Below are 23,267 nucleotides of genomic sequence, written 5' to 3'. Positions count from 1 at the left end.
TGAGGGTGGATGTAGCCGCGGTCCCGGCCTACCGCAGCAAGACCATCGCCAGCGTCGGGTGACCAAGCAAGATGCGGCGCAACCATGCCTGATCGCTATATTCTCTTCCGCGACGACACTTCAGGCCAAGTGATGCTTTTCGCCGAGCCCGCCGAGATCATCCTTGCCAGGACGCGCGCCGAATTCTTCGCAGGTCTCGCCCGCATGGAAGAGGCCAAGGCCAAGGGCAAATGGCTTGCGGGCTACATGGCATACGAGGCCGGATATCTCTTCGAAGAAAAACTCGCTTCCTTTGCCGGAGAAGGTCGCGAAACGCCGCTCCTCTGTTTCGGCGTCTTCGACGCACCGCAGCCGGACACGCATCCACTTGCCCAGCCGAAACAGCGTCTCGAAAACGAGGAATTCCTCACCGCCCCGAAGGCCGCCTGGGATTTCCCTATATATAAAGAGCGTTTCGACCGTCTTCACCAGCACCTGCGGCTCGGCGACGCCTATCAGGCGAACCTCACCATGCCGGTTGAAGCTCGCTGGAGCGGCGATCCCCGTGCCGCCTTCTGGTCGCTGATCGGACGCCAGCCGGTGAAATACGGCGCACTGGTCGATCTCGGCGGTCCGCTCATCCTGTCGCGTTCACCCGAACTCTTCTTCCGCACGGATGAGCAAGGCTGGATCGAAACCCACCCGATGAAGGGCACGGCAAAACGCGGCACGACTGCCGCCGAGGATGCCGAAATCATCGCGGCCATGCGGGCAGATATCAAGACCCAGGCCGAAAACCGCATGATCGTCGACCTCCTGCGCAACGACATCTCCCGCATCACCGAGGTCGGCACGCTCAATGTCCCGAAGCTCTTCGACGTCGAGACCTATCCGACCGTCCACCAGATGGTCAGCCATGTGCAGGCCAGACTTCGACCCGGACTATCGATCCGCGACATCTTTGCCGCCCTCTTCCCCTGTGGGTCGATCACCGGCGCACCGAAGATCCGGGCGATGGAGATTCTCCACGTGCTCGAAGATACCCCGCGTGACGCCTATTGCGGCGCAATCGGCATGATCTCGCCGACCGGCGCCATGCGTTTTTCCGTCGCCATCCGCACCGTCACGCTTTTCGACGGCGGCAAAGCTATCTTCAATGTCGGCGGCGGCATCGTCTTCGATTCCACCGCCGAGGCCGAATATGAGGAATGCCTGCTCAAGGCCCGCTTCGCGGTCGGCGACCAGTGGATCGCGCGATGACCGATTTTTCGCTGATCGAGACGCTGCGCTGGCAGCCCGGCGAAGGCTTCATCCGTCTGCGCCTGCATCTGGCCCGGCTTTCCCGCTCCGCCCGTCGCCTCGGTTTTCCGCCGCCGACCGATGCGCAAACAAAGCTCGAAGCAGCCGTTGCCGGCGCTGGCGGCCCGCTGCGCGTCCGCCTGACCTTCGACCCGCAAGGCGAGATCGAGGTGACGAGCGCGCCCTTCATCCCGCTGGCGCCACAGTCCGTTTGGAGTGTCCGTATCGCCAAGACCCGCCTCCACTCCGCCGACAGCCTGCTGCGCGTCAAGACCACACGGCGCACCGTCTACGAGACCGCCCGCGCCGAATATGCTCAGGCGGAAGCCGACGAGGTCATCCTCTTGAACGAGCACGACGAAGTCTGCGAGGGCACCATCACCTCCATCTTTCTCGACGACGGAAGCGGCATTCTGCGCACCCCGCCGATCTCCTGCGGCCTGCTCGCCGGCGTGCTGCGCACCGAACTCATCTGCGGGCGCAAGGCCCGCGTCGGCCGTCTCACACTTGCCGATCTTGACGCCGGCACGCTGTATGTCGGCAACTCGCTGCGCGGACTGATCCGCGCAAACCTTCTCAGGAAATGATCATGTTCATCCTCTCCCTTACCTATCGCAAATCCAACGACGAGGCCGACAGGCACATGGAGCCGCACATGGCCTGGGTGAAGGAGGGTTACGCCAAAGGCTGGTTTCTCGCCTCCGGCCGCAAGGTGCCGCGCACCGGCGGCGCGATCCTCGCCATCGGCGACCGTGCCGCAATCGAAGCCTATGTCGCCGCCGATCCCTTCACTATCCACGACGTCGCCGAATACGAAATCACCGAACTTGCGATAACGACGGCGGTTGAAGGACTGGAAATCCTGAAGCGATGATTTTCGGTCAGATGATCTCGTCGCCCCGATATTTGCCCTTTCCCCGTCAACGCTCTTTATTGTGACGGCGTTTTGTGGTTAGAGCCGGTCACTTCGCAATTTCTGCGGCAATCTCACAAGAATTCTTCAGGCTGAACGCCTTCGTCCCCTTCCACAGGAGAAAAGAATGACGGAACAGAACTATCCGGTATATGCCGAAATTACCGGTCCGATCGTGATGATCGGCTTTGGCTCCATCGGCCGCGGCACCCTGCCCCTGATCGAGCGCCACTTCAAATTCGACAAGAGCCGGATGGTCGTCATCGACCCGCGTGAAGAACCCTCCGACATGGAGATCCTGAAGAAACACGGCGTTCGCCACATTCAGGAATATGTCACCAAGGACAATTACAAGGAGCTGCTGAAGCCCCTGCTGACGAAAGGCGAAGGCCAGGGCTTCTGCGTCAACCTCTCGGTCGACACCTCCTCGCTCGACATCATCAAGCTCTGCCGCAAGCTCGATGTTCTCTATATCGATACGGTTGTCGAGCCCTGGCTCGGCTTCTATTTCGACAAGGGCATGAGCAATGCCGACCGCACCAACTATGCGCTGCGCGAGACGGTGCGCAGGGAAAAGGCGAAAAACCCCGGCGGCGCCACCGCCGTCTCCACATGCGGCGCCAATCCGGGCATGGTCTCCTGGTTCGTCAAGCAGGCGCTCGTCAACCTCGCCAATGATATCGGCGTTAAATTCGAGGAACCGGACCAGCACGATCGCGAAGGCTGGGCCAAGCTGATGAAGAAGGTCGGCGTCAAGGGCGTCCACATCGCCGAGCGCGACACCCAGCGCACCAAGCATCCGAAGCCGCTCAACGTCTTCTGGAACACCTGGTCCGTCGAAGGCTTCATCTCCGAAGGCATGCAGCCGGCCGAACTCGGCTGGGGCACGCACGAGCAGTGGATGCCGAAGAACGCCAAGAAGCACAAGAAGGGCAACAAGGCGGCGATCTACCTGGAGCAGCCGGGCGCCAACACCCGCGTGCGCACATGGTGCCCGACCCCCGGCCCTCAATACGGCTTCCTCGTAACCCATAACGAGTCGATCTCGATCGCCGATTATTTCACGGTCCGCGACAAGGACGGCGAAGTCACATTCCGTCCGACCTGCCACTATGCCTACCATCCGGCCAACGACGCCGTGCTCTCGCTGCATGAGATGTTCGGCAACGGCGGCACCCCGCAGCCGGTCCACCACGTACTCGACGAGGACGAGCTGGAGAACGGCATCGACGAGCTCGGCGTCCTGCTCTACGGCCATGAGAAGAATGCCTACTGGTATGGTTCGCGCCTGTCGCTGGAAGAAACCCGCCGCATAGCGCCCTACCAGAACGCCACCGGCCTGCAGGTGACCTCTGCCGTTCTCGCCGGCATGGTCTGGGCGCTGGAAAACCCGAAGGCCGGCATCGTCGAAGCGGATGAGATCGATTACAAGCGCTGCCTCGACGTGCAGATGCCCTATCTCGGCCCGGTCGAAGGACACTACACCGACTGGACCCCGCTCGACGGTCGTCCCGGTCTCTTCCCCGAGGACATCGACACCAAGGACCCGTGGCAATTCAGGAACGTCCTCGTTCGCTGAAAATCGCCCTCACAGGATTTTGACAATGCCCGCCGCAAGGCGGGCATTTTTGTAACGCTGGCTGTATAAATGGCTCCGCCGCCGCTCCAAGCCTTGCCATCATGGCGAGCGCACGTCATGTTTTGCCCGAACTTGGCGGGTGACCGCCACGCCGAATCGCCGGGAGAAGCCTTATGAAAATCAGAACTGGTCTTGTTCTTGTCGGTGCAGCGGCCACTCTTGCCGCCTGCGTTTCATCAGGACCGCAACAGCGACCGATCGCAGTCGCGCCGCCTGCAACAAATTCTGTTGAAGGCGAATGGACGGATGCCAACGGCTTGACCTCCGCCTTCACGAATGGACAATTCGTAACCCGCACCAGCGACGGAACGAACACGCAGATGGCATCCGGAACATATACAACAACCCCCGATGGGATCATTCAGATAAACCTTTACTCGAATGTTAAGCGGACGACTTCCCTGGTTAATTGCGCCATGAGCGGCACGAGCCAGCTGAATTGTACGACTGCAACGAATTCGCAGTTCACGCTTACACGTCGTTTGTAATGCTTCAATATCACCCTGCAAAAGCTCCCATTCGGGAGCTTTTTTGTTTTGCGGCATCTTGGAAAGCGCCGCCGCAAACCCAGCTTCACTCTTGCGACTAGGCGTCGTTTGTTGAAACATCGGCACGCGGGAAACCGCCTGACACCATTATAGGGATCGGCGAGGATCAGGGGGATCTCTCGCCTCAATCAGGAGAACAAGGATGACGAAGTCTTTCAGCTTCGGTCTTTTGACCGCGTCCATGCTGGCGCTGAGCGCGGGCGCCGCCTTTGCCGATTACGAACTCAATATTCTTCACATCAACGATTTCCATTCACGCATCGAATCGATCAACAAGTTCGATTCCACCTGCTCGGCCGAGGAGGAAGGCAAGAAGGAATGCTTCGGCGGCGCCGCCCGCCTGAAGACCGCGATCGACCAGCGCCGCCAGGCGTTATCGGGCAAGAATGTGCTTCTCCTGAATGCCGGCGACAATTTCCAGGGTTCGCTCTTCTACACCACCTATAAGGGCGCGGCCGAAGCCGAATTCCTGAACCTGATGAAGTTCGACGCCATGACCGTCGGCAATCATGAATTTGACGACAGCGAGGACGGGCTTGCGACCTTCCTCGACAAGGTGCAATTCCCCGTCGTGACGGCGAATGTCAAGGCGAGCGCCGCCTCCAAGCTCGGCGACCGCATCAAGCCCTCGCTGGTGCTCGATGTCGGCGGCCAGAAGATCGGCATCGTCGGCGCCGTCACCAACGATACGCCAGAGCTCTCCTCCCCCGGCCCGAATGTCACGATCGAAGATGACGTTCAGACGATCACATCAGCCGTGCAGGACCTGAAAAGCCAGGGGGTCAACAAAATCATCGCGCTGACCCATGTCGGTTATCCCCGCGACCTGGCTTTCATCGCCAAGATCCCGGACGTCGATGTCGTCGTCGGCGGCCACTCCCACAGCCTGCTTTCCAACACCGACCCGAAGGCTGAAGGCCCGTATCCGACGATGGTCGACAATCCGGGCGGCTACAAGGTGCCGGTCGTCCAGGCCGCCTCCTACAGCAAATATCTCGGCGACGTCGTCGTCAATTTCGACGATAACGGCGTCGTCAAGGAAGCCAAGGGCGATCCGATCCTGATCGACGCGTCCTTCACACCCGATCCGGCCGTCGTCACCCGCGTCGCCGAATTGGCAAAACCGATCGAGGAACTGCGCAAAAAGGTGATTGGCTCCTCCGAAAGCCCAATCGAGGGCGACCGGAAGGTCTGCCGCGTCAAGGAATGCTCGATGGGCAATCTAGTGGCCGATGCCATTCTCGATCGCACCAAGAACCAGGGCGTCACCATCGCCTTCCAGAACGGCGGCGGCCTGCGCGCCTCGATCGACGGCGGCGATATCACCCAGGGCGAAGTCATCACTGTCCTGCCCTTCCAGAATACCCTCGCCACTTTTGAAGCAACCGGCGCGGACGTCGTCAAGGCGCTCGAAAACGGCGTCAGCCAGGCCGATCAGGGCGCCGGCCGATTCCCGCAGGTCGCCGGCCTGAAATTCTCGTTCGACCAGTCGAAGCCAGTCGGCAGCCGCGTCAGCGATGTCCAGGTGAAGGAGGGCGACAACTTCGCGCCGATCAACCCGGCCAAGACCTACAAGATCGCCACCAACAACTTCATGCGAGCCGGCGGCGACGGCTATTCGATCTTCAAGCAAGGCAAGAACGCCTATGATTACGGCCCGGATCTCGCCGACGTGACCGCCGACTACGTCGCCGCGCATTCGCCCTATAAGCCCTATACCGATGGCCGCGTCACCGAAATCGGCGCGACCGTGGCACAGGCGCCAGCTGCCGAACCGGCGGCTCCCGCGCCGGCGGCACCTGCGCCGGCCACTGAGCCCGCTCCTGCCCCTGCGGCCCCGGCCGCACCCGCACCAGCCATCGAGCCTGCCCCGGCCGCGCCAGCCCCGGCAACACCGGCAGCTCCCGCGCCCGCGGCGGAACCAGCTCCGGCGGCCTCCGCCCCCGCCGCAACAACGCCTTCCACCCACGTTATCGCGGCCGGCGACACCTTTTGGGATCTCGCCGTCAGCTTCTATGGCGATGGGACGCTGTGGCGGAAGCTTTCGGAGGCCAACGGCAAGCCGAATCCGCACCACCTGACGGTTGGCAAGGAGATCCAGGTTCCTGCAAAATAAGACGATTTGTCTCGACACCATCGGCCGGCTCGGGGTTTCCCGGGCCGGCTTTTCTTTCTATAGGGTGAACCATGTTCTCGAAGCTGCGTATCAGCCGATGAGACAACGAGCGTTGGGGCTAGAATGACAGCAGATATTTCACTTCGCCCGGCGGACCATCCGGCCGTCAATTCAGGCAAGATCGGCGTGCTGCTGGTCAATCTCGGCACGCCCGACGGCACCGACTACACCTCGATGCGCCGCTATCTCAAGGAATTCCTGACCGATCGCCGCGTCATCGAATGGTCGCCCTGGAAGTGGTATCCGATCCTCTTTGGTATCGTGCTCAACAGACGCCCGCAGAAGGTCGGCAAGGCCTACGAGCTGATCTGGAACAAGGAGAAGAACGAAAGTTATCTCCGCACCTACACGCGCAACCAGTCGGAACTGATGACCGAGCGCCTACGGGATCTCGACAATGTCAAGGTCGACTGGGCGATGCGCTACGGCACGCCGTCGATCGCTTCGCGCATCGATGCGCTGAAGCAAGAAGGCTGCGATCGTATCGTGCTCTTCCCGCTCTACCCTCAATATGCGGCGGCAACGACCGCAACCGTCAACGACAAGGCCTTCCAGAAGCTGCTCACGATGCGCTGGCAACCGGCTCTGCGCACCGTGCCCGATTATCACGATAACGAGACCTACATCGAAGCCCTCGCCCAATCCGTCGAAAGACATATTTCCACGCTCGACTGGAAGCCGGAGATGCTGCTCGCCTCCTTCCATGGCATTCCGATGTCCTATTTCAAGCAGGGCGATCCCTATTACTGTCAATGTCAAAAGACCGGCCGCTTGTTGCGCGAGCGGCTCGGGCTCACCAAGGAAAACTTCATGGTCACCTTCCAGTCCCGCTTCGGGCCGGAAGAATGGCTGCAGCCCTATACAGACAAGACGGTGGAGAAGCTTGCCCAGGACGGCGTCAAGCGCATCGCCGTCATCAATCCCGGCTTCGTCTCCGACTGCCTGGAAACGCTGGAAGAAATCGCCGAACAAGCCGCGCATTCGTTCCACGAGAACGGCGGCGACAAGTTCACCCATATTCCCTGCCTCAACGACAGCGAAGACGGCATGAAGGTGCTGGAAAAGGTGGTCCGCCGCGAATTGCAGGGTTGGGTCTGAGAAGAAGATAAAGACCTTTCCTAGAGCCTCCTTTTCAGCTGGAGGTGGTGCATCCGCGTGTCATTTCTTCCTCGCAAAGAACATGCTAATTCACCACATCAGTTGTGAGGCGCTTGCGCATGCGCCGATGGGAGGAAATTTTCATGCTGTTCGGCGGCTTCGACATCGTCGTAATCGTGCTGGTCATCTTCGTCATTCTGGTCCTCTTTGCCGGGATCAAGACCGTACCGCAGGGCTATCGCTACACTATTGAGCGCTTTGGCCGTTATACCCGCACGCTGGAGCCGGGCCTCAACCTCATCACTCCCTTCATCGAGCGCGTCGGAGCGCGGATGAACGTGATGGAGCAGGTGCTGAACGTGCCGACCCAGGAAGTGATTACCAAAGACAATGCCTCGGTTTCAGCCGATGCCGTCGCATTCTTTCAGGTTCTGAATGCTGCCCAGGCCGCCTACCAGGTTTCCCACCTCGAAAATGCCATCCTCAATCTCACCATGACAAACATCCGCTCGGTCATGGGCTCCATGGATCTCGACGAACTGCTTTCCAACCGCGACGCGATCAATGACCGGCTGCTGCGCGTCGTCGACGAGGCGGTGCAGCCATGGGGCATCAAGGTCACCCGCGTCGAAATCAAGGACATCCAGCCGCCGCGCGACCTCGTCGATGCGATGGCCCGCCAGATGAAGGCCGAGCGCGAGAAGCGCGCCCAGGTGCTCGAGGCCGAAGGCGCGCGCAATGCGCAGATCCTCAGGGCCGAAGGCGCCAAGCAATCCGCGATCCTCCAGGCCGAAGGCCAGCGCGAAGCCGCCTTCCGCAACGCCGAAGCCCGCGAGCGACTGGCCGAGGCCGAAGCCAAGGCGACGAAGATGGTCTCCGAGGCGATTGCCGCCGGTGACGTTCAGGCGATCAACTATTTCGTCGCCCAGAAATACACCGAAGCGCTCGCCTCGGTCGGCTCGGCGCCCAATTCCAAGATCGTGCTGATGCCGATGGAAGCCTCTTCCATCCTGAGCTCGCTCGGCGGCATTGGCGCCATCGCCCGCGAAGTCTTCGGTGACGCCGGCAATCCGCCGCCGCCGCCCCCGCCGCGTCCGCGTCCCGCGCCGATCCGCTCTACGCCGCCGATCAATCCGCCGGCCCCCAATCCCTTCAATCCGGATCCGGAGCGATAAGCCATGCTGGCGAAGATCATCGCGGAACTCGGTCCATGGAACTGGTGGGTTGCAGGCCTCGTGCTGCTCGCCGCCGAAATGATCGTGCCCGGTTTCTTCCTGGTCTGGATCGGCCTCGCGGCCTTGATCGTCGGCGCACTGTCGCTGCTCTTCTGGGACAGCGCCTTCTGGGTCTGGGAACTGCAAGCGATCCTTTTTGCGCTTCTGGCCGTCGCCACGACCTTTGCCGGCCGCCGGCTGACGCTGCGCAACGCCGAGACCGACGAGCCCTTCCTCAATCAGCGCGGAGCAAGCCTCGTTGGCCGTACGGCGACGCTGCAGGAACCGATCCGCGAAGGCCGCGGCCGAATCCGCCTCGACGATACGCTATGGCAGGTAATGGGGCCTGATTTGCCTGTGGGAACACAGGTGAAGGTGATCTCGTGTCACGGCCGCGACCTGCGGGTCGAACCGGTCTGATCAGGCGACGCCGATCCGCAGCAGGTCATGGAAGTGCACCAGCCCGATCGGCCGGCTGTCCTCGTCGATGACGATCAGGGCCCCGATGTGGTGCTGGTTGAGCAGCGCCAGGGCGGCCGTCGCAAGCATCGTCGGTTTCACCGTCTTCGGCGTCTTCGTCATGATGTCGTCGACGGCAAGCTCGGCAAGGTTGCGGCTCAGATTCCGAGCCATGTCGCCTTCGGTGACGATGCCGCAGAGCCGCCCATCCCGGTCGAGCACGCCGACGCAGCCGAAATGCTTGCGCGACAGCACGGTGATCGCCTCCGGCATCGGCGTGCCCTTGGTAACGAGCGGCAGCTTCTCGCCGGTATGCATGATATCGGCGACATGCATCAAGCTCGCACCCAGCTTGCCGCCGGGATGAAAAACGTGGAAATCGGTGGCGGTAAAGCCCCGCGCCTCCAGGAGTGCGACCGCCAGGGCATCGCCGAGTGCAAGCTGCATCAGCGTCGAGGTCGTCGGCGCCAGCCCATTGGGGCAGGCTTCCTGTTCGTTCGGCACCAGAAGCACGATGTCGGCGGCCGTCGCAAGCGAGGAAGCTTCGCTGCAAGTAATCGCGATCAAGGGGATCGAGAAGCGCCGCGTGAAGGAAATGATACTCTTGAGTTCGGCGCTCTCGCCGCCTTTGGAAATCGCCAAGACGACGTCATCGCGCGCTATCATGCCGAGATCGCCATGATTGGCTTCGGCCGCATGCACGAAAAAGGCTGGGGTGCCGGTCGAGGCGAATGTCGCCGCGAGCTTGGTACCGATATGGCCGCTCTTGCCGACGCCGGTAACGATGACCCGGCCGGAGATGTCGCCGATGATCTCGACGGCGCGGGTGAAAGGACCGGCCAGTCCGTTGTCAAAGGCCCGTTCGAGCGCTTCAAGACCGCGTTTCTCGGTCTCTATCGTGCGTTTTGCCGATTCGAGCACGCTGTTTTCAACGAGTTTGATCGCTCTTCTGTTCATGGAGATGCGTTAGACCTTTTCACTTTCCAAGTCCACCCCGCACCATTTCCGAATTGTGAACAGCGCCCGCCGGCGGCAACGAATGATTAACCACAACGCTTTACCTTTGAGTAAGAACCGAAAGCATGTCAGGCGATTGAATGGGGCAGCCAAAACAGACGAGCAGTGTGACGCCGCTCCGCGCGATGAGGCGTGTCGTCTGCTTTACTGCGTTCGGCACCCTGCTGGTCGGCCAGACTGCGGCATTCCCACAGTCCATCTCGCAGCAGCCTGGCGCTAGCCACGCCGCCGGCCAGGACAGTCGCACCACGAACAATGCCGCGGCCGGTTTCGGTGATGAAATCGACGTTTCTACCGCTCCTGTGGCAACGGGTGCGGCGGGAAACCCGGACGACGCCCAGCAGAGGCCCGTCACACCGGACGCGCAACCCGGTGACGAGATTACCGGCTCAATCCTCGATGAGGACATGCGCCGACTGAACACCCGTGAAGCGCGGATCGACGAGACACCGCCGGTCCGCAGGGCTGGCGAAAGTGCCTCGATGGCAGAAACACCCGGTATTCCGATCGGCACCTTCGTGCTCCGTCCGAGCGTGACCCAAAGCATCAACACCGAGACCACCAAGGACGGCAATACCAGGCAACGGCGCGCCTTCCTCGAAACGGATGCAGCCGCGACGCTCACCTCCGACTGGGGACGGCACCAGCTGACCGTCACGTCGGAAGGCGCCTGGCAACGAAATATCAGCGGCGAAGGCGAGGAGCAGCCGTCTTTCAAAGTCAATAGCGATCTCCGCCTGGATCTTGCCGACGACACGGTGGCGCACCTCACGGCCGGTTATAATTTCTACCGCGAGGATACGGACGATCCCGACGCCATCGCCGATGCCACACAGCAGTCAGATGTGCAGGAGTTCACTGCCGGCGCCTCCGTCCAACGCGATTTCGGCATCCTGCGCGGCACGACGGCGCTGGCGCTGAGCCGTTCGATCTATTCCGACGCCACGCTTGCGAACGGCACGACCGTGGAGTTGAACGATCGCAACCAGACGACCGGTACGCTGCGCGGTCGCGTCGGCTACGAGCTGTCGCCCGCGCTCATCCCCTTCATCGAGGCCACGATCGGCCGTACCCTCTATGACGAAACACGCGACTCCGCCGGTTACGAGCGCTCAGGCCATAGCTATGGCGCCAAGGCCGGCGTCGAGGTCGACCTCGGCGAAAAGCTGAAGGGTGAAGTCGGGGTAGGCTACGAAAGGGCGGATTTCGAGGACAGCCGGCTCGCCTCGATCGATACAGCCACGCTCGATGCGAGCCTGCTTTGGTCGCCGATCCGCGGCACCGACGTCAATCTAGACCTGCAGACTAGCATCCAGCCCTCGACCACCGCCGGCGAGAGCGGCTACGTTTCGCATGCGCTGACGACGACGGTCACCCACCAGCTGCGCGACAACCTGGTCGGAACCATGATCGGCGGCGTCATATGGCGCGACTATCCCACCGACAGCACAATCAACGACGAGCTCGTCTATACTGCGGCGACCGGCCTGACCTGGAACATCAACCGCTATCTCGATCTCACCAGCACGCTCGGCTACGAGCTGACGACGCGCAAGGACGGCGATGACTCGCAGCAATGGCGCGCCGGCGTCGGCCTGAAGCTGAAACGCTAAACGCCGCGCCTCCGGTGCGAGGCGCGGCGCTTGATCATTCATAGCTGTGCGCAAACCTTAATTCAGGCCGGCAAGCAGTTCCTTGAAACCGCCTTCGACCGACGGACGGATATCGGTGCGTTCGAGGGCGTAGGCGACGTTGGCCAGGATGAAGCCATCCTTGGCGCCGCAGTCGTAGGTCGTGCCACGGAAGTGGTAGCCGGCGAAATCCTGTTCCTTCAGCAGCTTCAGCATGCCGTCAGTGAGCTGGATTTCATTGCCGGCGCCGCGCTCCTGGGTTTCGAGGATCTTGAAGATCTCCGGCTGCAGGATGTAGCGGCCGTTGATGAAGAAATTCGAGGGCGCCGTTCCCTTGGCAGGCTTTTCCACCATGCCGGTGATGCGGAAGCCTTCGCCGATCGCTTCGCCGACGCCGACGATGCCGTATTTATGGGCCTGATCGGGGGCACATTCCTCAACGGCGATAATGTTGCCGCCGCTCTGGCCGTAGAGCTCGATCATGCCCTTCATGCAGCCCTTGTCGCCCTTCATGATCATATCAGGCAGCAGCAGCGCGAAAGGTTCGTCGCCGACGATTTCGCGGGCGCACCAGACGGCATGACCGAGACCGAGCGGTTCCTGCTGACGGGTGAAGCTTACCGTTCCGGCCTTTGGCAGTTGCTCGGCAAGAAGGGTTATCTCGGCCTCCTTGGCGCGTTCGCGCAGCGTCTGTTCCAGCTCGAAATGAATGTCGAAATAGTCTTCGATAATGTGCTTGTTGCGTCCGGTGACGAAGACCAGATGCTCGATCCCTGCTTCCAACGCCTCATCGACGACGTATTGAATGATAGGCTTGTCGACAACGGTCAACATTTCCTTCGGAACAGCCTTCGTTGCCGGCAGGAAACGCGTTCCCAACCCTGCCACCGGAAAAACTGCCTTACGAACTTTATTGTGATGCGCCACACAGGCCTCCTGCTTTGACTAAATCGCCTTTTAAATAAAGCCGTTCACGTCTGACTAGTATAGAATTGCGACTGTTTTGCAATGGTGACCGCCGCGGGTCGCCATGGTAAAGAATTTGTTGACTCCGTTCCTGTAGTCTCGGGTCTGGGCGGACATGATGCCCCCTGCTGCACCGAAAACTGAAGATGACGGATACGACTGTCGATGATCCAGAATCACAAAAACTCCCTTCGTGGTCTTGCTCTCGCCCTCGTTGTCGCCGCCCAGGTAGGGCTGGCCCCCGACAACGCGAAAGCCGATTCCCGGTTCCAGAAATGGATCGCGGACTTTTACCAAACAGCCGCTGAGAGTGGCATCAGTAAGGCAACCTATCAAAAGGCCTTTTCCGGGGTGAGCGAACCCGACCCGACGGTGCTCGAAAAGGCGGCCTATCAACCGGAATTCACCTCGAAGATTTGGGACTACATTGATTCCCGCGTTAACCCCTACACGGTCAGGATCGGCCGCGAGATGGCCGTCAAGCATGCGCGGACGCTCAATGCGATCGAGCAGCGCTTCGGCGTCGACAAGACGATTCTGCTCGCGATCTGGTCGATGGAATCGAATTACGGCGCGATTCTCGACAAGGACGACCGGCTGCACTATGTGCCGCGCGCACTGGCAACCCTTGCTTACGCCGATCCGAGTCGGGCCAAATTCGCCAAGAAGCAACTGGTTGCCGCGTTGAAAATCCTGCAGAATGGGGATGTGCCGGCACGTCAGATGACCGGCTCCTGGGCGGGCGCCATGGGCCACACTCAGTTCATCCCGACAAGCTACCTGCTCTACGCTGTCGATGCCGACGGCAACGGCCATCGCGATATCTGGAATTCGGTGCCGGACGCGCTGGCGACCTCGGCCAATCTGCTAATGAAGAACGGCTGGGATGCCGGCAAGACCTGGGGCTACGAGGTCGTCGTTCCCGCCGCAGCCGCCAAGCAGGCCGGCAAGACCCATACGCTCGCCCAATGGGCGGAGCTCGGCCTGAAACGGCCGAACGGCAAGGCCTTCCGCGACGGCGGCACCAAAGCCGTGCTGAAAATGCCTGCCGGAGCCGGCGGTCCCGGCTTCCTGATGACGGCAAACTTCTTCACCATCAAGAACTACAATGCGTCGGACAGCTACGCGCTCGCCGTTGGCCTGCTGGCCGACCAGATCGCCGGCTATGGCGGCATTCAGCAGCGCTGGCCGCGCCCCGACGGCGCGCTCGACATCACCGAGAAATTCGAGCTGCAAACCCGTCTCAAGACGCTCGGCTATTACAATGGTGAGGTTGACGGCAATTTCGGCTCGGGTTCGAAAGCGGCGATATCGGCGGTGCAGGAGCGCATCGGCATGCAGCCCGACGGCGAGCCCTCGCTGCCGCTTTTGAACGCACTTCGCCGCTAGAAGTGGCCCTACGATGACCTACATAAAGCGGGAGTAGACGCTGGCCTGCCACCAGTGCAAGATGCCGGCAGATGCGGAACTGCCCATGATGAAGAAAACTCACCGGACCCCTCAAATCCGCTGGCTCATGCTCGCCTTGATGGCGGCTTCGGTGTGCCTTGGCGCTCTTGCGCCCGTGGCTGTCGCCCAAGCCCAGGAGCAGCGCTATCAGCGCCGGTCCATCTTGGATTTCTTCCTCGGCCGGCGCTATCTCGACGACAGCCCACAGGCTCCTGATGTCCCGGAGCCGAGACGCCAGCAGCGCAAGCGCCCGCCGCCGGCGCAGAAAGCCGTGGTCAATCCCCGCACCACGCCGCCGGTCCGCGCTCCGGTACGGGAAGAAGAGCCTGTCGTGCAGAAGCTCCCCGACGCCCGCAAGATCCTGATCGTCGGTGATTTTCTTGCTAGCGGCCTCGGCGACGGCCTGACCGCCGCCTTCGAGACATCGCCGGGCGTCATCGTCGAAGCCCGCGGCAATGTTTCCTCGGGTCTTGTCCGCGATGATTATTATGACTGGCCGGAACAGTTACCGAAGATGATCGACGAGTTGAAGCCGGCAATGGTCGTCGTCATGATCGGCGCCAATGACCGCCAGCAGATGGTGACCGACACTGCCAAGGAGAAGTTCCGCACCGACGGCTGGTTTGCCGAATATCGCCGCCGTGTCCTTTCTTTCGGCAAGGAAGTCACCAGCCGCAAGATACCGCTGCTCTGGGTCGGTCTTCCCGCCTTCGAATCCGATCAGATGACGGCCGATGCCGTCCAGATGAACCAGCTCTATCGTAACCAGGTCGAGAGCATCGGCGGTGAATTCGTCGATATCTGGGATGGTTTTGTCGATGAAAACGGCACCTTCATCGTCACCGGTTCCGACGTGAAGGGGCAGCAGGTGCGCTTGCGCACCTCCGACGGCATCAACCTCACGCAGGCCGGCCGGCGCAAACTTGCCTTCTATGTGGAAAAGCCCGCCCGCCGGATTCTCGGCACCCAGGCAAGCCCTGATCTGGTGCGCCTCGATGAAAGCAATTTGCCGGATCTCGGCCTTCCCACCAATCCGGTCGAGCACACCGTGCCGATCAGCCTCTCCGATCCCAGTCTCGATGGCGGCGCCGAGCTCCTTGGCGCAAGACCGCCACCGGTGACGCTGACGAAATCGCCGCGCGATCTCCTGGTCGAGCAGGGCGAGATGACGCCGGCACCTGTCGGTCGCGTCGATGACTACCGCATGCCGGCGGCCAAGACGCCGGCCGAAGTCTCGGTGAAATGAAAAAGGTTACGCGAGGCGGCTTTCTTACGCCGCCTTTGGCCAACTCAGATAATAGTAGTTCGAGCCGATCAGCCCGAAGAAGGCATTGCTGTCGTTCGTCTGATCGACATAGCTGCCGTTCTCCTTGACAAAGGCGCCGTCGGAGCCGCGCTCCAGATGCGCATCGAGGAAATCGCTCCAGCCGCTGACATTGATCGCCTTGCCGGCCTCGCTTTCCGTGTCGGCCTCATCCGGATCATCGACGTCCCAGGCGCGGATCGACACGCCCTGCTTCGGATCGGAGATGGAGAGCGTGCCTGTTTCGAGCGCAGCCAGCATGTCATGAGCCTTGCCGCTTTCGCCTTCGGCCGCGGCCGCTTCCTGCAACTGGTGCTTCAGCATCGACATGAAGGAGGCGCTGGTCACATCGGCGCGGTCGTCGGTCGTGTCGGTCTCGTCGGAAGTATCGCTGTTGGAGGAAAGCGTGTCGAGCAGCCCCGACAGCGCCTGATTGGAAAGAAGCGACGCTGAGCTCGAATCGAGTCCGTAGCTGCTCAGAATGCTGGCGGCCGACGAACTCCGCGTATCCTCCGAGCTTTCATCGGAGCTCCGAAGATTCTTCAAGGCGTATTGAGCCGAAACCATCCTGGTATTATCGAGTGCAGAAACCATTTGAATAATCCTTGTCGATCATTCGCGGCGGCTCCTCCTGAGCCCGCGTCCGGCTTAAGCTTCACCCTCCGGCATTGCTCAAGGCTTGCGTCGCATTCCGCCGCGTCAAGCGGTCGCACCGGCAAAGGAGGTCCCGCCGGACGCGCCGCGCACAATAAAAAACTCCGCCGGAAGGGGCGGAGTTCGTCTCTTCATCAGCTATCTGAGGCGCGATCAGTTCGGCAGGACGGTCGAGCCCATCAACGCCTCGTCGATGGCGCGTGCCGCCTGGCGACCTTCGCGGATCGCCCAGACCACCAGCGACTGGCCACGGCGCACATCGCCCGCCGTCCAGAGCTTGTCGACCGAGGTCTTGTAGTCGCGGTCGTTGGCGACGACATTGGTCGAGCCGCGCTTGTCGGTGTTCAGCGTCAGCTTGCCTTCGAGCTCCTTCAGCACGCTTGTCGTGAACGGGCCGCGGAAACCGATGGCGATGAAGGCGAGATCGGCGCGGATGACGAATTCCGTGCCGGCAACCGGCCGCCGGCGCTCGTCGACCTCGCAGCACTTGACGCCCGTCAGCACGCCGTCTTCGCCGATGAATTCGAGCGTCGCGACCTGGAACTCGCGCACGGCGCCCTCGGCCTGCGAGGAGGAGGTGCGCATCTTCGTCGCCCAGAAGGGCCAGACAGCGAGCTTGTCTTCCTTTTCCGGCGGCTGCGGCCGAATGTCGAGCTGGGTGACCTTGACCGCCCCCTGGCGGAAGGCCGTGCCGACACAATCCGAAGCCGTATCGCCACCGCCGACGACGACAACATGTTTGGCGCCGGCCAGGATCGGGTCCGACGGCCAGCCGACACTGTCGATATTCTCGCGCCCGACACGGCGGTTCTGCTGCACCAGATAGGGCATCGCATCATGCACGCCTGCGAGGTCGGCGCCCGGAATGCCCGCCTCGCGCGGCGTCTCGGAGCCGCCGCAATAAAGGACGGCCTCGTGGTCGGCCAGCAACTGTTCGACCTTGACGTCGACGCCGACATTGACGCCGCAATGGAAGGTCACGCCCTCGCCCTTCATCTGCTCGACGCGGCGGTCGATGAAGTTCTTCTCCATCTTGAAATCGGGAATGCCGTAGCGCAGCAGGCCGCCCGGCTTGGTCTCGCGCTCATAGACATGCACCTCGTGGCCGGCGCGGCCGAGCTGCTGGGCAGCCGCCATGCCGGCGGGGCCGGAGCCGACGACGGCGACCTTCTTGCCGGTATGGACCGTGGCCGGCTGCGGCCTGATGAAGCCGAGTTCATAGGCCTTGTCGGCGACCGCCTGCTCGACCGTCTTGATGGCGACCGGCGCATCCTCGAGATTCAAAGTGCAGGCTTCCTCGCAGGGAGCCGGGCAGACGCGGCCGGTGAATTCCGGGAAGTTGTTGGTCGAATGCAGGTTCTGGATCGCCGCTTCCCAGTTGTTGTTGTAGACGAGGTCGTTCCAATCCGGAATCTGGTTGTGAACCGGGCAGCCGGTCGGCCCGTGACAATAGGGAATGCCACAGTCCATGCAGCGCGCGGCCTGTTTTTGCACTTCCGGGTCCGACATCGGGATCGTGAACTCGCGGAAATGCCGGATGCGATCCGACGCCGGCTGGTACTTCGCCACCTGCCGGTCGATTTCCAGAAATCCTGTAACCTTACCCATTTCCTTCGTCCCTTACCCTCATGACCGCCTCACTGCGGCCAGTTGTCTGTCGTCAGTCCCCGGCAATCCGGGCGGGTTGCTTCTCTTGACCGTCATTGGAACAGATCTCCTGAAGGACGCCGCGCGATCCGGACGGCTTTCCGCCGTCGTCATGATCATCACGAGTCATCGAGATGTTTCCGTCATCCGCCACCTGCGATCGGCAGGTGGCGGATGCTCCGGTTCAAATCATTCCGCGGCGATGCCCATCCGGCTGCGCTCCATTTCCTCGAGCGCACGACGGTATTCGACCGGCATGACCTTGCGGAACTTCGGGCGGTAGTCGGCCCAGCTGTCGAGGATCTGCTTGGCGCGGGCGGAGCCCGTATAGTGCAGATGATTGGAGATCAGCTGGTAGAGCCGCTCCTCATCGTGGCGCGTCATGTCACCTGAGACGTCGACACGTCCCTTGTGCATGAGATCGCCGCCGTGATGATGCAGCTTCTCCAGCATGTCGTCCTCCTCCGGCACTGGCTCGAGTTCGACCATCGCCATGTTGCAGCGGCTGGCGAAATCGCCGGCTTCATCGAGCACATAGGCGACGCCGCCGGACATGCCGGCCGCAAAGTTGCGGCCCGTGGCGCCGAGCACGACGACAACGCCGCCGGTCATGTATTCGCAGCCATGGTCGCCGACCCCCTCGACAATGGCGATCGCACCGGAGTTGCGCACGGCAAAACGCTCGCCGGCGACGCCGCGGAAATAGCATTCGCCCTCGGTCGCGCCATAAAGCACGGTGTTGCCGACGATGATCGAATTTTCGGCGACGATCCGCGAGTTCTCCGGCGGCCGAATGATGATCTTGCCGCCCGAAAGTCCCTTGCCGACATAGTCGTTGCCGTCGCCGATCAGGTTGAAGGTGACGCCGCGCGCCAGGAAGGCGCCGAAGCTCTGCCCCGCCGTACCGCGAAGCGTCACGTTGATCGTATCTTCCTTCAGCCCGCGATGGCGGTAACGCTTGGCGACTTCGCCCGACAGCATCGCGCCCGCCGAACGGTCGACGTTCTTGATGCCGACCTCGAAGGCGACGGGCGTCTTGTCCGTCAGCGCCGGCTGTGCCTGGTCGATCAGAACGCGGTCGAGAATATCGTCGATCGGATGCTGTTGCCGGCTCGTCCAGAAAGTCTCTTCCTTGGCGGCATCGACCTTGTGGAAGATGCGGCTAAAATCGAGGCCCCTGGCCTTCCAGTGCGCCAGCATCTCATCCTTCTCCAGCAGCTCGGATGCGCCGATGATGTCGTCAACCCGGGTGAACCCGAGCGAGGCGAGAATTTCGCGCACTTCGTTGGCGACGAAGAAGAAGTAGTTGATGACGTGCTCCGGCGTGCCCTTGAAGCGCTTGCGCAGCACCGGATCCTGCGTCGCTACGCCGACCGGACAGGTGTTGAGATGGCACTTGCGCATCATGATGCAGCCGGCCGCGATCAGCGGCGCGGTGGCGAAACCGAACTCGTCTGCGCCGAGCAGCGCCCCGACGATGACGTCGCGGCCGGTCTTGAGGCCGCCGTCCACCTGCAGTGCGACACGCGACCGCAGGCCGTTCAGCACCAGCGTCTGCTGGGTTTCGGCAAGGCCGATCTCCCAGGGGCTGCCGGCATGCTTGAGCGAGGTCAGCGGCGAGGCACCGGTGCCGCCGTCGAAGCCGGCGACGGTGATGTGGTCGGCGCGCGCCTTGGCGACACCCGCCGCAACCGTGCCGACACCGACTTCGGAGACCAGCTTGACCGACACGTCGGACGTCGGATTGACGTTCTTCAGATCGTAGATCAGCTGCGCCAGATCCTCGATTGAATAGATGTCGTGATGCGGCGGCGGTGAGATCAGGCCCACACCCGGCGTCGAATGACGGGTCTTGGCGACCGTCGCGTCGACCTTGTGGCCCGGCAGCTGACCGCCTTCGCCGGGCTTGGCGCCCTGCGCCACCTTGATCTGCAGCACGTCGGCATTGACCAGATATTCGGTGGTGACGCCGAAGCGGCCCGAGGCGATCTGCTTGATCGCCGAACGCTCCGGGTTCATCGAACCATCGGAGAGCGGCATGTAGCGGTCGGACTCCTCGCCGCCCTCGCCGGTGTTCGACTTGCCGCCGATCCGGTTCATGGCTATCGCCAGCGTCGTATGCGCCTCGCGGGAGATCGAGCCGAAGGACATTGCCCCCGTCGAGAACCGCTTGACGATATCGGCGGCCGGCTCGACCTCATCGATCGAGACCGGCTTACGGCCGAGCGCCTCGGCGCTCTTGATCCTGAAGAGCCCGCGGATCGTGTTCATGCGCAGCGCCGAATTGTTGACCATCTCGGCGAATTCGCGGTAGCGATCCTCGGCATTGCCGCGCACGGCATGCTGAAGAGCTGCAACCGCATCCGGCGTCCAGGCATGGCTTTCGCCGCGCATGCGGTAGGCATATTCGCCGCCGATATCGAGCGTTGTCGCCAGCAACGGATCCTTGCCGAAGGCTGCGGTATGGCGCGCGACGGTCTCTTCGGCGATCGCTTCGAGGCCGATGCCTTCGATCATCGTCGCCGTTCCGAAGAAATACTTGTCGACCAGGTCGGACGAGAGGCCGATGGCGTCGAAGATCTGCGCGCCGCAATAGGACTGGTAAGTCGAGATGCCCATCTTCGACATGACCTTGAGGATGCCTTTGCCGACCGCCTTGATGTAGCGGTAGACGATTTCGGAGGCATCCACTTCCTTCGGGAACTCGCCCTTGGCATGCATGTCGAGCAGCGTGTCGAAGGCGAGATAGGGGTTGATCGCCTCGGCGCCGTAGCCGGCGAGCAGGCAGAAATGATGCACTTCGCGCGGCTCACCGGTTTCGACGACGAGGCCGACCGACGTGCGAAGCCCCTTGCGGATCAGGTGATGGTGGACGGCAGCCGTTGCGAGCAGCGCCGGAATGGCGATTCTATCAGGTCCGATCTGGCGATCGGAAAGCACGATGATGTTGTAGCCGCCCTTGACGGCCGCTTCCGCGCGTTCGCAGAGTCGGTCGAGCATCTCCGGCATGCCGGCAGCGCCGCGTTCGATATCATAGGTGAAATCGAGCGTCTTGGTATCGAAACGGTCTTCCGTATGGCCGATCGAGCGGATCTTTTCGAGATCGCCATTGGTCAGGATCGGCTGACGCACTTCCAGGCGCTTGGCATTCGCCATACCCTCATGGTCGAGAATGTTCGGACGCGGGCCGATGAAGGAGACGAGGCTCATGACGAGCTCTTCGCGGATCGGATCGATCGGCGGGTTCGTCACTTGCGCAAAGTTCTGCTTGAAATAGGTGTATAGCAGCTTGGGCTTTTCTGACATCGCCGAGATCGGCGTATCGGTGCCCATCGAACCGATCGCTTCCTGACCGGTCGTCGCCATCGGCGACATCAGGATCTTGGTATCCTCGGTCGTATAGCCAAAGGCCTGCTGGCGGTCGAGCAGCGATACATCGCGGCGCAGCGCCCGCGGTTCCACCGGCTTCAGGTCTTCGAGGATGAGTTGGGTGCGGTCGAGCCAGCTGCGATAGGGATGCGCCGTCGCAAGCTGCGACTTCACCTCGTCATCGGAGATGATGCGGCCCTCTTCCATGTCGATCAGCAGCATCTTGCCCGGCTGCAGGCGCCACTTCTGGATGATCTTTTCTTCCGGAACCGGCAGCACGCCGGCCTCGGACGCCATGATGACACGGTCGTCATCGGTGACGAGGTAGCGCGCCGGCCTGAGGCCGTTGCGGTCAAGCGTGGCGCCGATCTGCCGGCCGTCGGTGAAGGCGACCGCCGCCGGTCCGTCCCACGGCTCCATCAGCGCGGCGTGATATTCGTAAAATGCCTTGCGTTCGGCCGCCATCGACTGGTTGCCGGCCCAAGCTTCCGGGATCAGCATCATGACGGCATGGGCGAGCGAGTAGCCGCCGCGCACCAGGAATTCCAGCGCATTGTCGAAACAGGCCGTGTCCGACTGTCCCTCGTAGGAAATCGGCCAGAGCTTGGAGATGTCCTCGCCGAACAGCGGCGAAGAGACCGAGGCCTGGCGCGCCGCCATCCAGTTGACGTTGCCGCGCAGCGTGTTGATCTCGCCGTTATGGGCGACCATACGATAGGGGTGGGCGAGCTTCCACGACGGGAAGGTGTTGGTCGAGAAGCGCTGATGCACGAGAGCGACCGCGCTTTCGAAACGCGGATCCGACAGGTCCTTATAATAGGCGCCGACCTGATAGGCCAGGAACATGCCCTTGTATACCACCGTCGCCGACGACAGCGACACCGGGTAGAAATTGCTCTCCTCACCCTCGAACTCGTCATAGATCCGGTTGGAGATGACCTTTCGCAGCGTGAACAGCCGCCGTTCGAATTCATCGTTGTTTTCGGCATCTTCCCCAGCGCCGATGAAGACCTGCACATGATGCGGCTCGGTCGCGGCAATATCAGGCGCCTTGGAAAGCGAGGAATTGTCGACCGGCACGTCGCGGAAGCCGATGAAGACCTGGCCTTCCTCGACGATGACGTCCTTGATCACCTTCTTGAAGTGCTCGATCTGCTTTTGGTCGCGCGGCATGAAGATATGGCCGACGCCATATTCGCCAACCGGCGGCAAGGTAATGCCCTGCGCCGCCATCTCCTCGCGGAAGAAACGGTCGGGGATCTGCACCAGGATGCCGGCGCCGTCGCCCATCAGGGGATCGGCGCCGACGGCGCCGCGATGCGTCAGGTTTTCGAGGATGAACAGGCCGTCCTTGACGATCTGGTGCGACTTCTCGCCCTTCAGATGGGCGACGAAGCCAACGCCGCAAGCGTCATGCTCGTTGGCAGGATCGTAAAGCCCCTGCTTCTTCGGCAGGCCGGACGCGGATTTGGACGTCTTGGCCGTCGCGCGCACCTCTGCAGCAGCAAACCGGTCAAATTCCATGGATGGCGTCTTCGTCATCGTCTTTCCTCCTGTCGAAGCCCGCGGGGCCGCGGGCGGCTCTTCGTCTCGCGCCGCAACCCGAAAATAGGTCCGTCGCATGACAGCGCTGTTGCATTGTGAAGATCGGCCGCAGACATCTGCTTTAAGGGAAAGCAAACCGCCGCGTTCCGCGCCTGCCATTCGCCTCCGCGCGCCGCCTGGGGCTTGACGCTTGGAAGAACTATAGCGTGAAAGCCCGTCGCTGCCAGGGTTTTCGGCGCCTCTTCGGCCCCAGGGGCCAAAATAGGACAGCAACACTGTCCTAATTCACCAGTTCTATGCCAGAAACGATCCCGGTCCGCAAGAGCGTTACGTTAAAAAACGTGATTTTGCGAAGGAAGAT

The 23,267-nt window shown here is 61.8% G+C and carries 17 protein-coding genes; 12 read left to right on the top strand and 5 right to left on the bottom strand.

Features of this window, described 5'->3' with window-relative positions:
• Positions 1 to 84 precede the first annotated feature (84 nt).
• The 9 genes from HJB91_RS09845 (at position 85) to HJB91_RS09805 (ending at position 9,286) form a co-directional block, all read left to right on the top strand.
• Positions 85 to 1,239 carry an aminodeoxychorismate synthase component I gene (locus HJB91_RS09845; protein WP_221154565.1) on the top strand — a complete coding sequence of 385 codons (1,155 nt, stop codon included), beginning with the start codon at positions 85 to 87 and terminating at the stop codon, positions 1,237 to 1,239.
• Positions 1,236 to 1,865 (top strand): aminotransferase class IV family protein, encoded by a 630-nt coding sequence (locus tag HJB91_RS09840; RefSeq protein WP_221154563.1) that lies wholly within the window; start codon positions 1,236 to 1,238, stop codon positions 1,863 to 1,865. The genes HJB91_RS09845 and HJB91_RS09840 overlap by 4 nt, the downstream gene beginning before the upstream one ends.
• A 2-nt stretch (positions 1,866 to 1,867) precedes the next feature.
• Positions 1,868 to 2,152 carry a YciI family protein gene (locus tag HJB91_RS09835; protein WP_221122975.1) on the top strand — a complete coding sequence of 95 codons (285 nt, stop codon included), beginning with the start codon at positions 1,868 to 1,870 and terminating at the stop codon, positions 2,150 to 2,152.
• A gap of 166 nt (positions 2,153 to 2,318) precedes the next feature.
• Complete coding sequence (locus tag HJB91_RS09830; RefSeq protein WP_210629868.1) at positions 2,319 to 3,770, top strand: homospermidine synthase; 1,452 nt, start codon at positions 2,319 to 2,321, stop codon at positions 3,768 to 3,770.
• Between the two features lie 173 nt (positions 3,771 to 3,943).
• Complete coding sequence (locus tag HJB91_RS09825) at positions 3,944 to 4,318, top strand: hypothetical protein (protein WP_210629867.1); 375 nt, start codon at positions 3,944 to 3,946, stop codon at positions 4,316 to 4,318.
• 202 nt (positions 4,319 to 4,520) lie between these two features.
• Complete coding sequence (locus tag HJB91_RS09820) at positions 4,521 to 6,494, top strand: bifunctional metallophosphatase/5'-nucleotidase (protein ID WP_221154561.1); 1,974 nt, start codon at positions 4,521 to 4,523, stop codon at positions 6,492 to 6,494.
• Positions 6,495 to 6,617: 123 nt separating this feature from the next.
• Complete coding sequence (hemH, locus tag HJB91_RS09815) at positions 6,618 to 7,652, top strand: ferrochelatase (protein WP_210629865.1); 1,035 nt, start codon at positions 6,618 to 6,620, stop codon at positions 7,650 to 7,652.
• 143 nt (positions 7,653 to 7,795) lie between these two features.
• A complete protein-coding gene (locus HJB91_RS09810) occupies positions 7,796 to 8,827 on the top strand; it encodes an SPFH domain-containing protein (RefSeq protein WP_210629864.1) in 1,032 nt (343 codons plus the stop codon).
• Positions 8,828 to 8,830: 3 nt separating this feature from the next.
• Positions 8,831 to 9,286, top strand: coding sequence for an NfeD family protein (locus HJB91_RS09805; protein WP_221154558.1), 456 nt, complete (start codon positions 8,831 to 8,833; stop codon positions 9,284 to 9,286).
• Here HJB91_RS09805 and HJB91_RS09800 read toward each other — a convergent pair whose 3' ends face one another.
• The gene (locus HJB91_RS09800) at positions 9,287 to 10,282 is read right to left on the bottom strand and encodes an SIS domain-containing protein (RefSeq protein ID WP_221154556.1); all 996 of its coding nucleotides are present in this window, start codon (positions 10,280 to 10,282) and stop codon (positions 9,287 to 9,289) included.
• A gap of 140 nt (positions 10,283 to 10,422) precedes the next feature.
• On the opposite strand from HJB91_RS09800, the gene HJB91_RS09795 reads away from it, so the two are divergent.
• Entirely contained in the window at positions 10,423 to 11,955 is a 1,533-nt protein-coding gene (locus HJB91_RS09795; protein WP_221154554.1) for an outer membrane beta-barrel protein, read from the top strand.
• A gap of 57 nt (positions 11,956 to 12,012) precedes the next feature.
• On the opposite strand, the gene galU is transcribed toward HJB91_RS09795, so the two are convergent.
• Positions 12,013 to 12,900: a UTP--glucose-1-phosphate uridylyltransferase GalU gene (gene galU, locus HJB91_RS09790; protein ID WP_221154552.1), complete on the bottom strand. Its 888-nt coding sequence runs from the start codon at positions 12,898 to 12,900 to the stop codon at positions 12,013 to 12,015.
• Positions 12,901 to 13,104: 204 nt separating this feature from the next.
• On the opposite strand from galU, the gene HJB91_RS09785 reads away from it, so the two are divergent.
• On the top strand, positions 13,105 to 14,328 hold the full coding sequence (locus HJB91_RS09785; protein ID WP_210629859.1) for a lytic murein transglycosylase: 1,224 nt from the start codon (positions 13,105 to 13,107) through the stop codon (positions 14,326 to 14,328).
• A 61-nt stretch (positions 14,329 to 14,389) separates the two neighbouring features.
• Positions 14,390 to 15,634 (top strand): SGNH family hydrolase, encoded by a 1,245-nt coding sequence (locus tag HJB91_RS09780; RefSeq protein ID WP_221154550.1) that lies wholly within the window; start codon positions 14,390 to 14,392, stop codon positions 15,632 to 15,634.
• A 24-nt stretch (positions 15,635 to 15,658) separates the two neighbouring features.
• On the opposite strand, the gene HJB91_RS09775 is transcribed toward HJB91_RS09780, so the two are convergent.
• The 3 genes from HJB91_RS09775 to gltB all read right to left on the bottom strand — a co-directional run bounded on the left by HJB91_RS09775 (position 15,659) and on the right by gltB (position 22,903).
• The gene (locus HJB91_RS09775) at positions 15,659 to 16,285 is read right to left on the bottom strand and encodes a hypothetical protein (protein WP_221154544.1); all 627 of its coding nucleotides are present in this window, start codon (positions 16,283 to 16,285) and stop codon (positions 15,659 to 15,661) included.
• Positions 16,286 to 16,498: 213 nt separating this feature from the next.
• Positions 16,499 to 17,953 (bottom strand): glutamate synthase subunit beta, encoded by a 1,455-nt coding sequence (locus tag HJB91_RS09770; protein WP_210629856.1) that lies wholly within the window; start codon positions 17,951 to 17,953, stop codon positions 16,499 to 16,501.
• Positions 17,954 to 18,181: 228 nt separating this feature from the next.
• Positions 18,182 to 22,903 (bottom strand): glutamate synthase large subunit, encoded by a 4,722-nt coding sequence (gene gltB / locus HJB91_RS09765; protein WP_221154543.1) that lies wholly within the window; start codon positions 22,901 to 22,903, stop codon positions 18,182 to 18,184.
• Positions 22,904 to 23,267 lie beyond the last annotated feature (364 nt).

Source organism: Rhizobium sp. NLR10b (genome assembly GCF_019685435.1).
Lineage (GTDB): Bacteria > Pseudomonadota > Alphaproteobacteria > Rhizobiales > Rhizobiaceae > Rhizobium.
This window is presented reverse-complemented; position numbering and strand designations above follow the sequence as displayed.

Excerpts from the sequence above, each read along its gene's own strand:
- HJB91_RS09845 (WP_221154565.1), top strand. The coding sequence starts at position 85 with ATGCCTGATCGCTATATTCTCTTCCGCGACGACACTTCAGGCCAAGTG.
- HJB91_RS09840 (WP_221154563.1), top strand. The coding sequence starts at position 1,236 with ATGACCGATTTTTCGCTGATCGAGACGCTGCGCTGGCAGCCCGGCGAA.
- HJB91_RS09835 (WP_221122975.1), top strand. The coding sequence starts at position 1,868 with ATGTTCATCCTCTCCCTTACCTATCGCAAATCCAACGACGAGGCCGAC.
- HJB91_RS09830 (WP_210629868.1), top strand. The coding sequence starts at position 2,319 with ATGACGGAACAGAACTATCCGGTATATGCCGAAATTACCGGTCCGATC.
- HJB91_RS09825 (WP_210629867.1), top strand. The coding sequence starts at position 3,944 with ATGAAAATCAGAACTGGTCTTGTTCTTGTCGGTGCAGCGGCCACTCTT.
- HJB91_RS09820 (WP_221154561.1), top strand. The coding sequence starts at position 4,521 with ATGACGAAGTCTTTCAGCTTCGGTCTTTTGACCGCGTCCATGCTGGCG.
- hemH (WP_210629865.1), top strand. The coding sequence starts at position 6,618 with ATGACAGCAGATATTTCACTTCGCCCGGCGGACCATCCGGCCGTCAAT.
- HJB91_RS09810 (WP_210629864.1), top strand. The coding sequence starts at position 7,796 with ATGCTGTTCGGCGGCTTCGACATCGTCGTAATCGTGCTGGTCATCTTC.
- HJB91_RS09805 (WP_221154558.1), top strand. The coding sequence starts at position 8,831 with ATGCTGGCGAAGATCATCGCGGAACTCGGTCCATGGAACTGGTGGGTT.
- HJB91_RS09800 (WP_221154556.1), bottom strand. The coding sequence starts at position 10,282 with ATGAACAGAAGAGCGATCAAACTCGTTGAAAACAGCGTGCTCGAATCG.
- HJB91_RS09795 (WP_221154554.1), top strand. The coding sequence starts at position 10,423 with ATGGGGCAGCCAAAACAGACGAGCAGTGTGACGCCGCTCCGCGCGATG.
- HJB91_RS09785 (WP_210629859.1), top strand. The coding sequence starts at position 13,105 with ATGATCCAGAATCACAAAAACTCCCTTCGTGGTCTTGCTCTCGCCCTC.
- HJB91_RS09780 (WP_221154550.1), top strand. The coding sequence starts at position 14,390 with ATGCCGGCAGATGCGGAACTGCCCATGATGAAGAAAACTCACCGGACC.
- HJB91_RS09775 (WP_221154544.1), bottom strand. The coding sequence starts at position 16,285 with ATGGTTTCTGCACTCGATAATACCAGGATGGTTTCGGCTCAATACGCC.
- HJB91_RS09770 (WP_210629856.1), bottom strand. The coding sequence starts at position 17,953 with ATGGGTAAGGTTACAGGATTTCTGGAAATCGACCGGCAGGTGGCGAAG.
- gltB (WP_221154543.1), bottom strand. The coding sequence starts at position 22,903 with ATGACGAAGACGCCATCCATGGAATTTGACCGGTTTGCTGCTGCAGAG.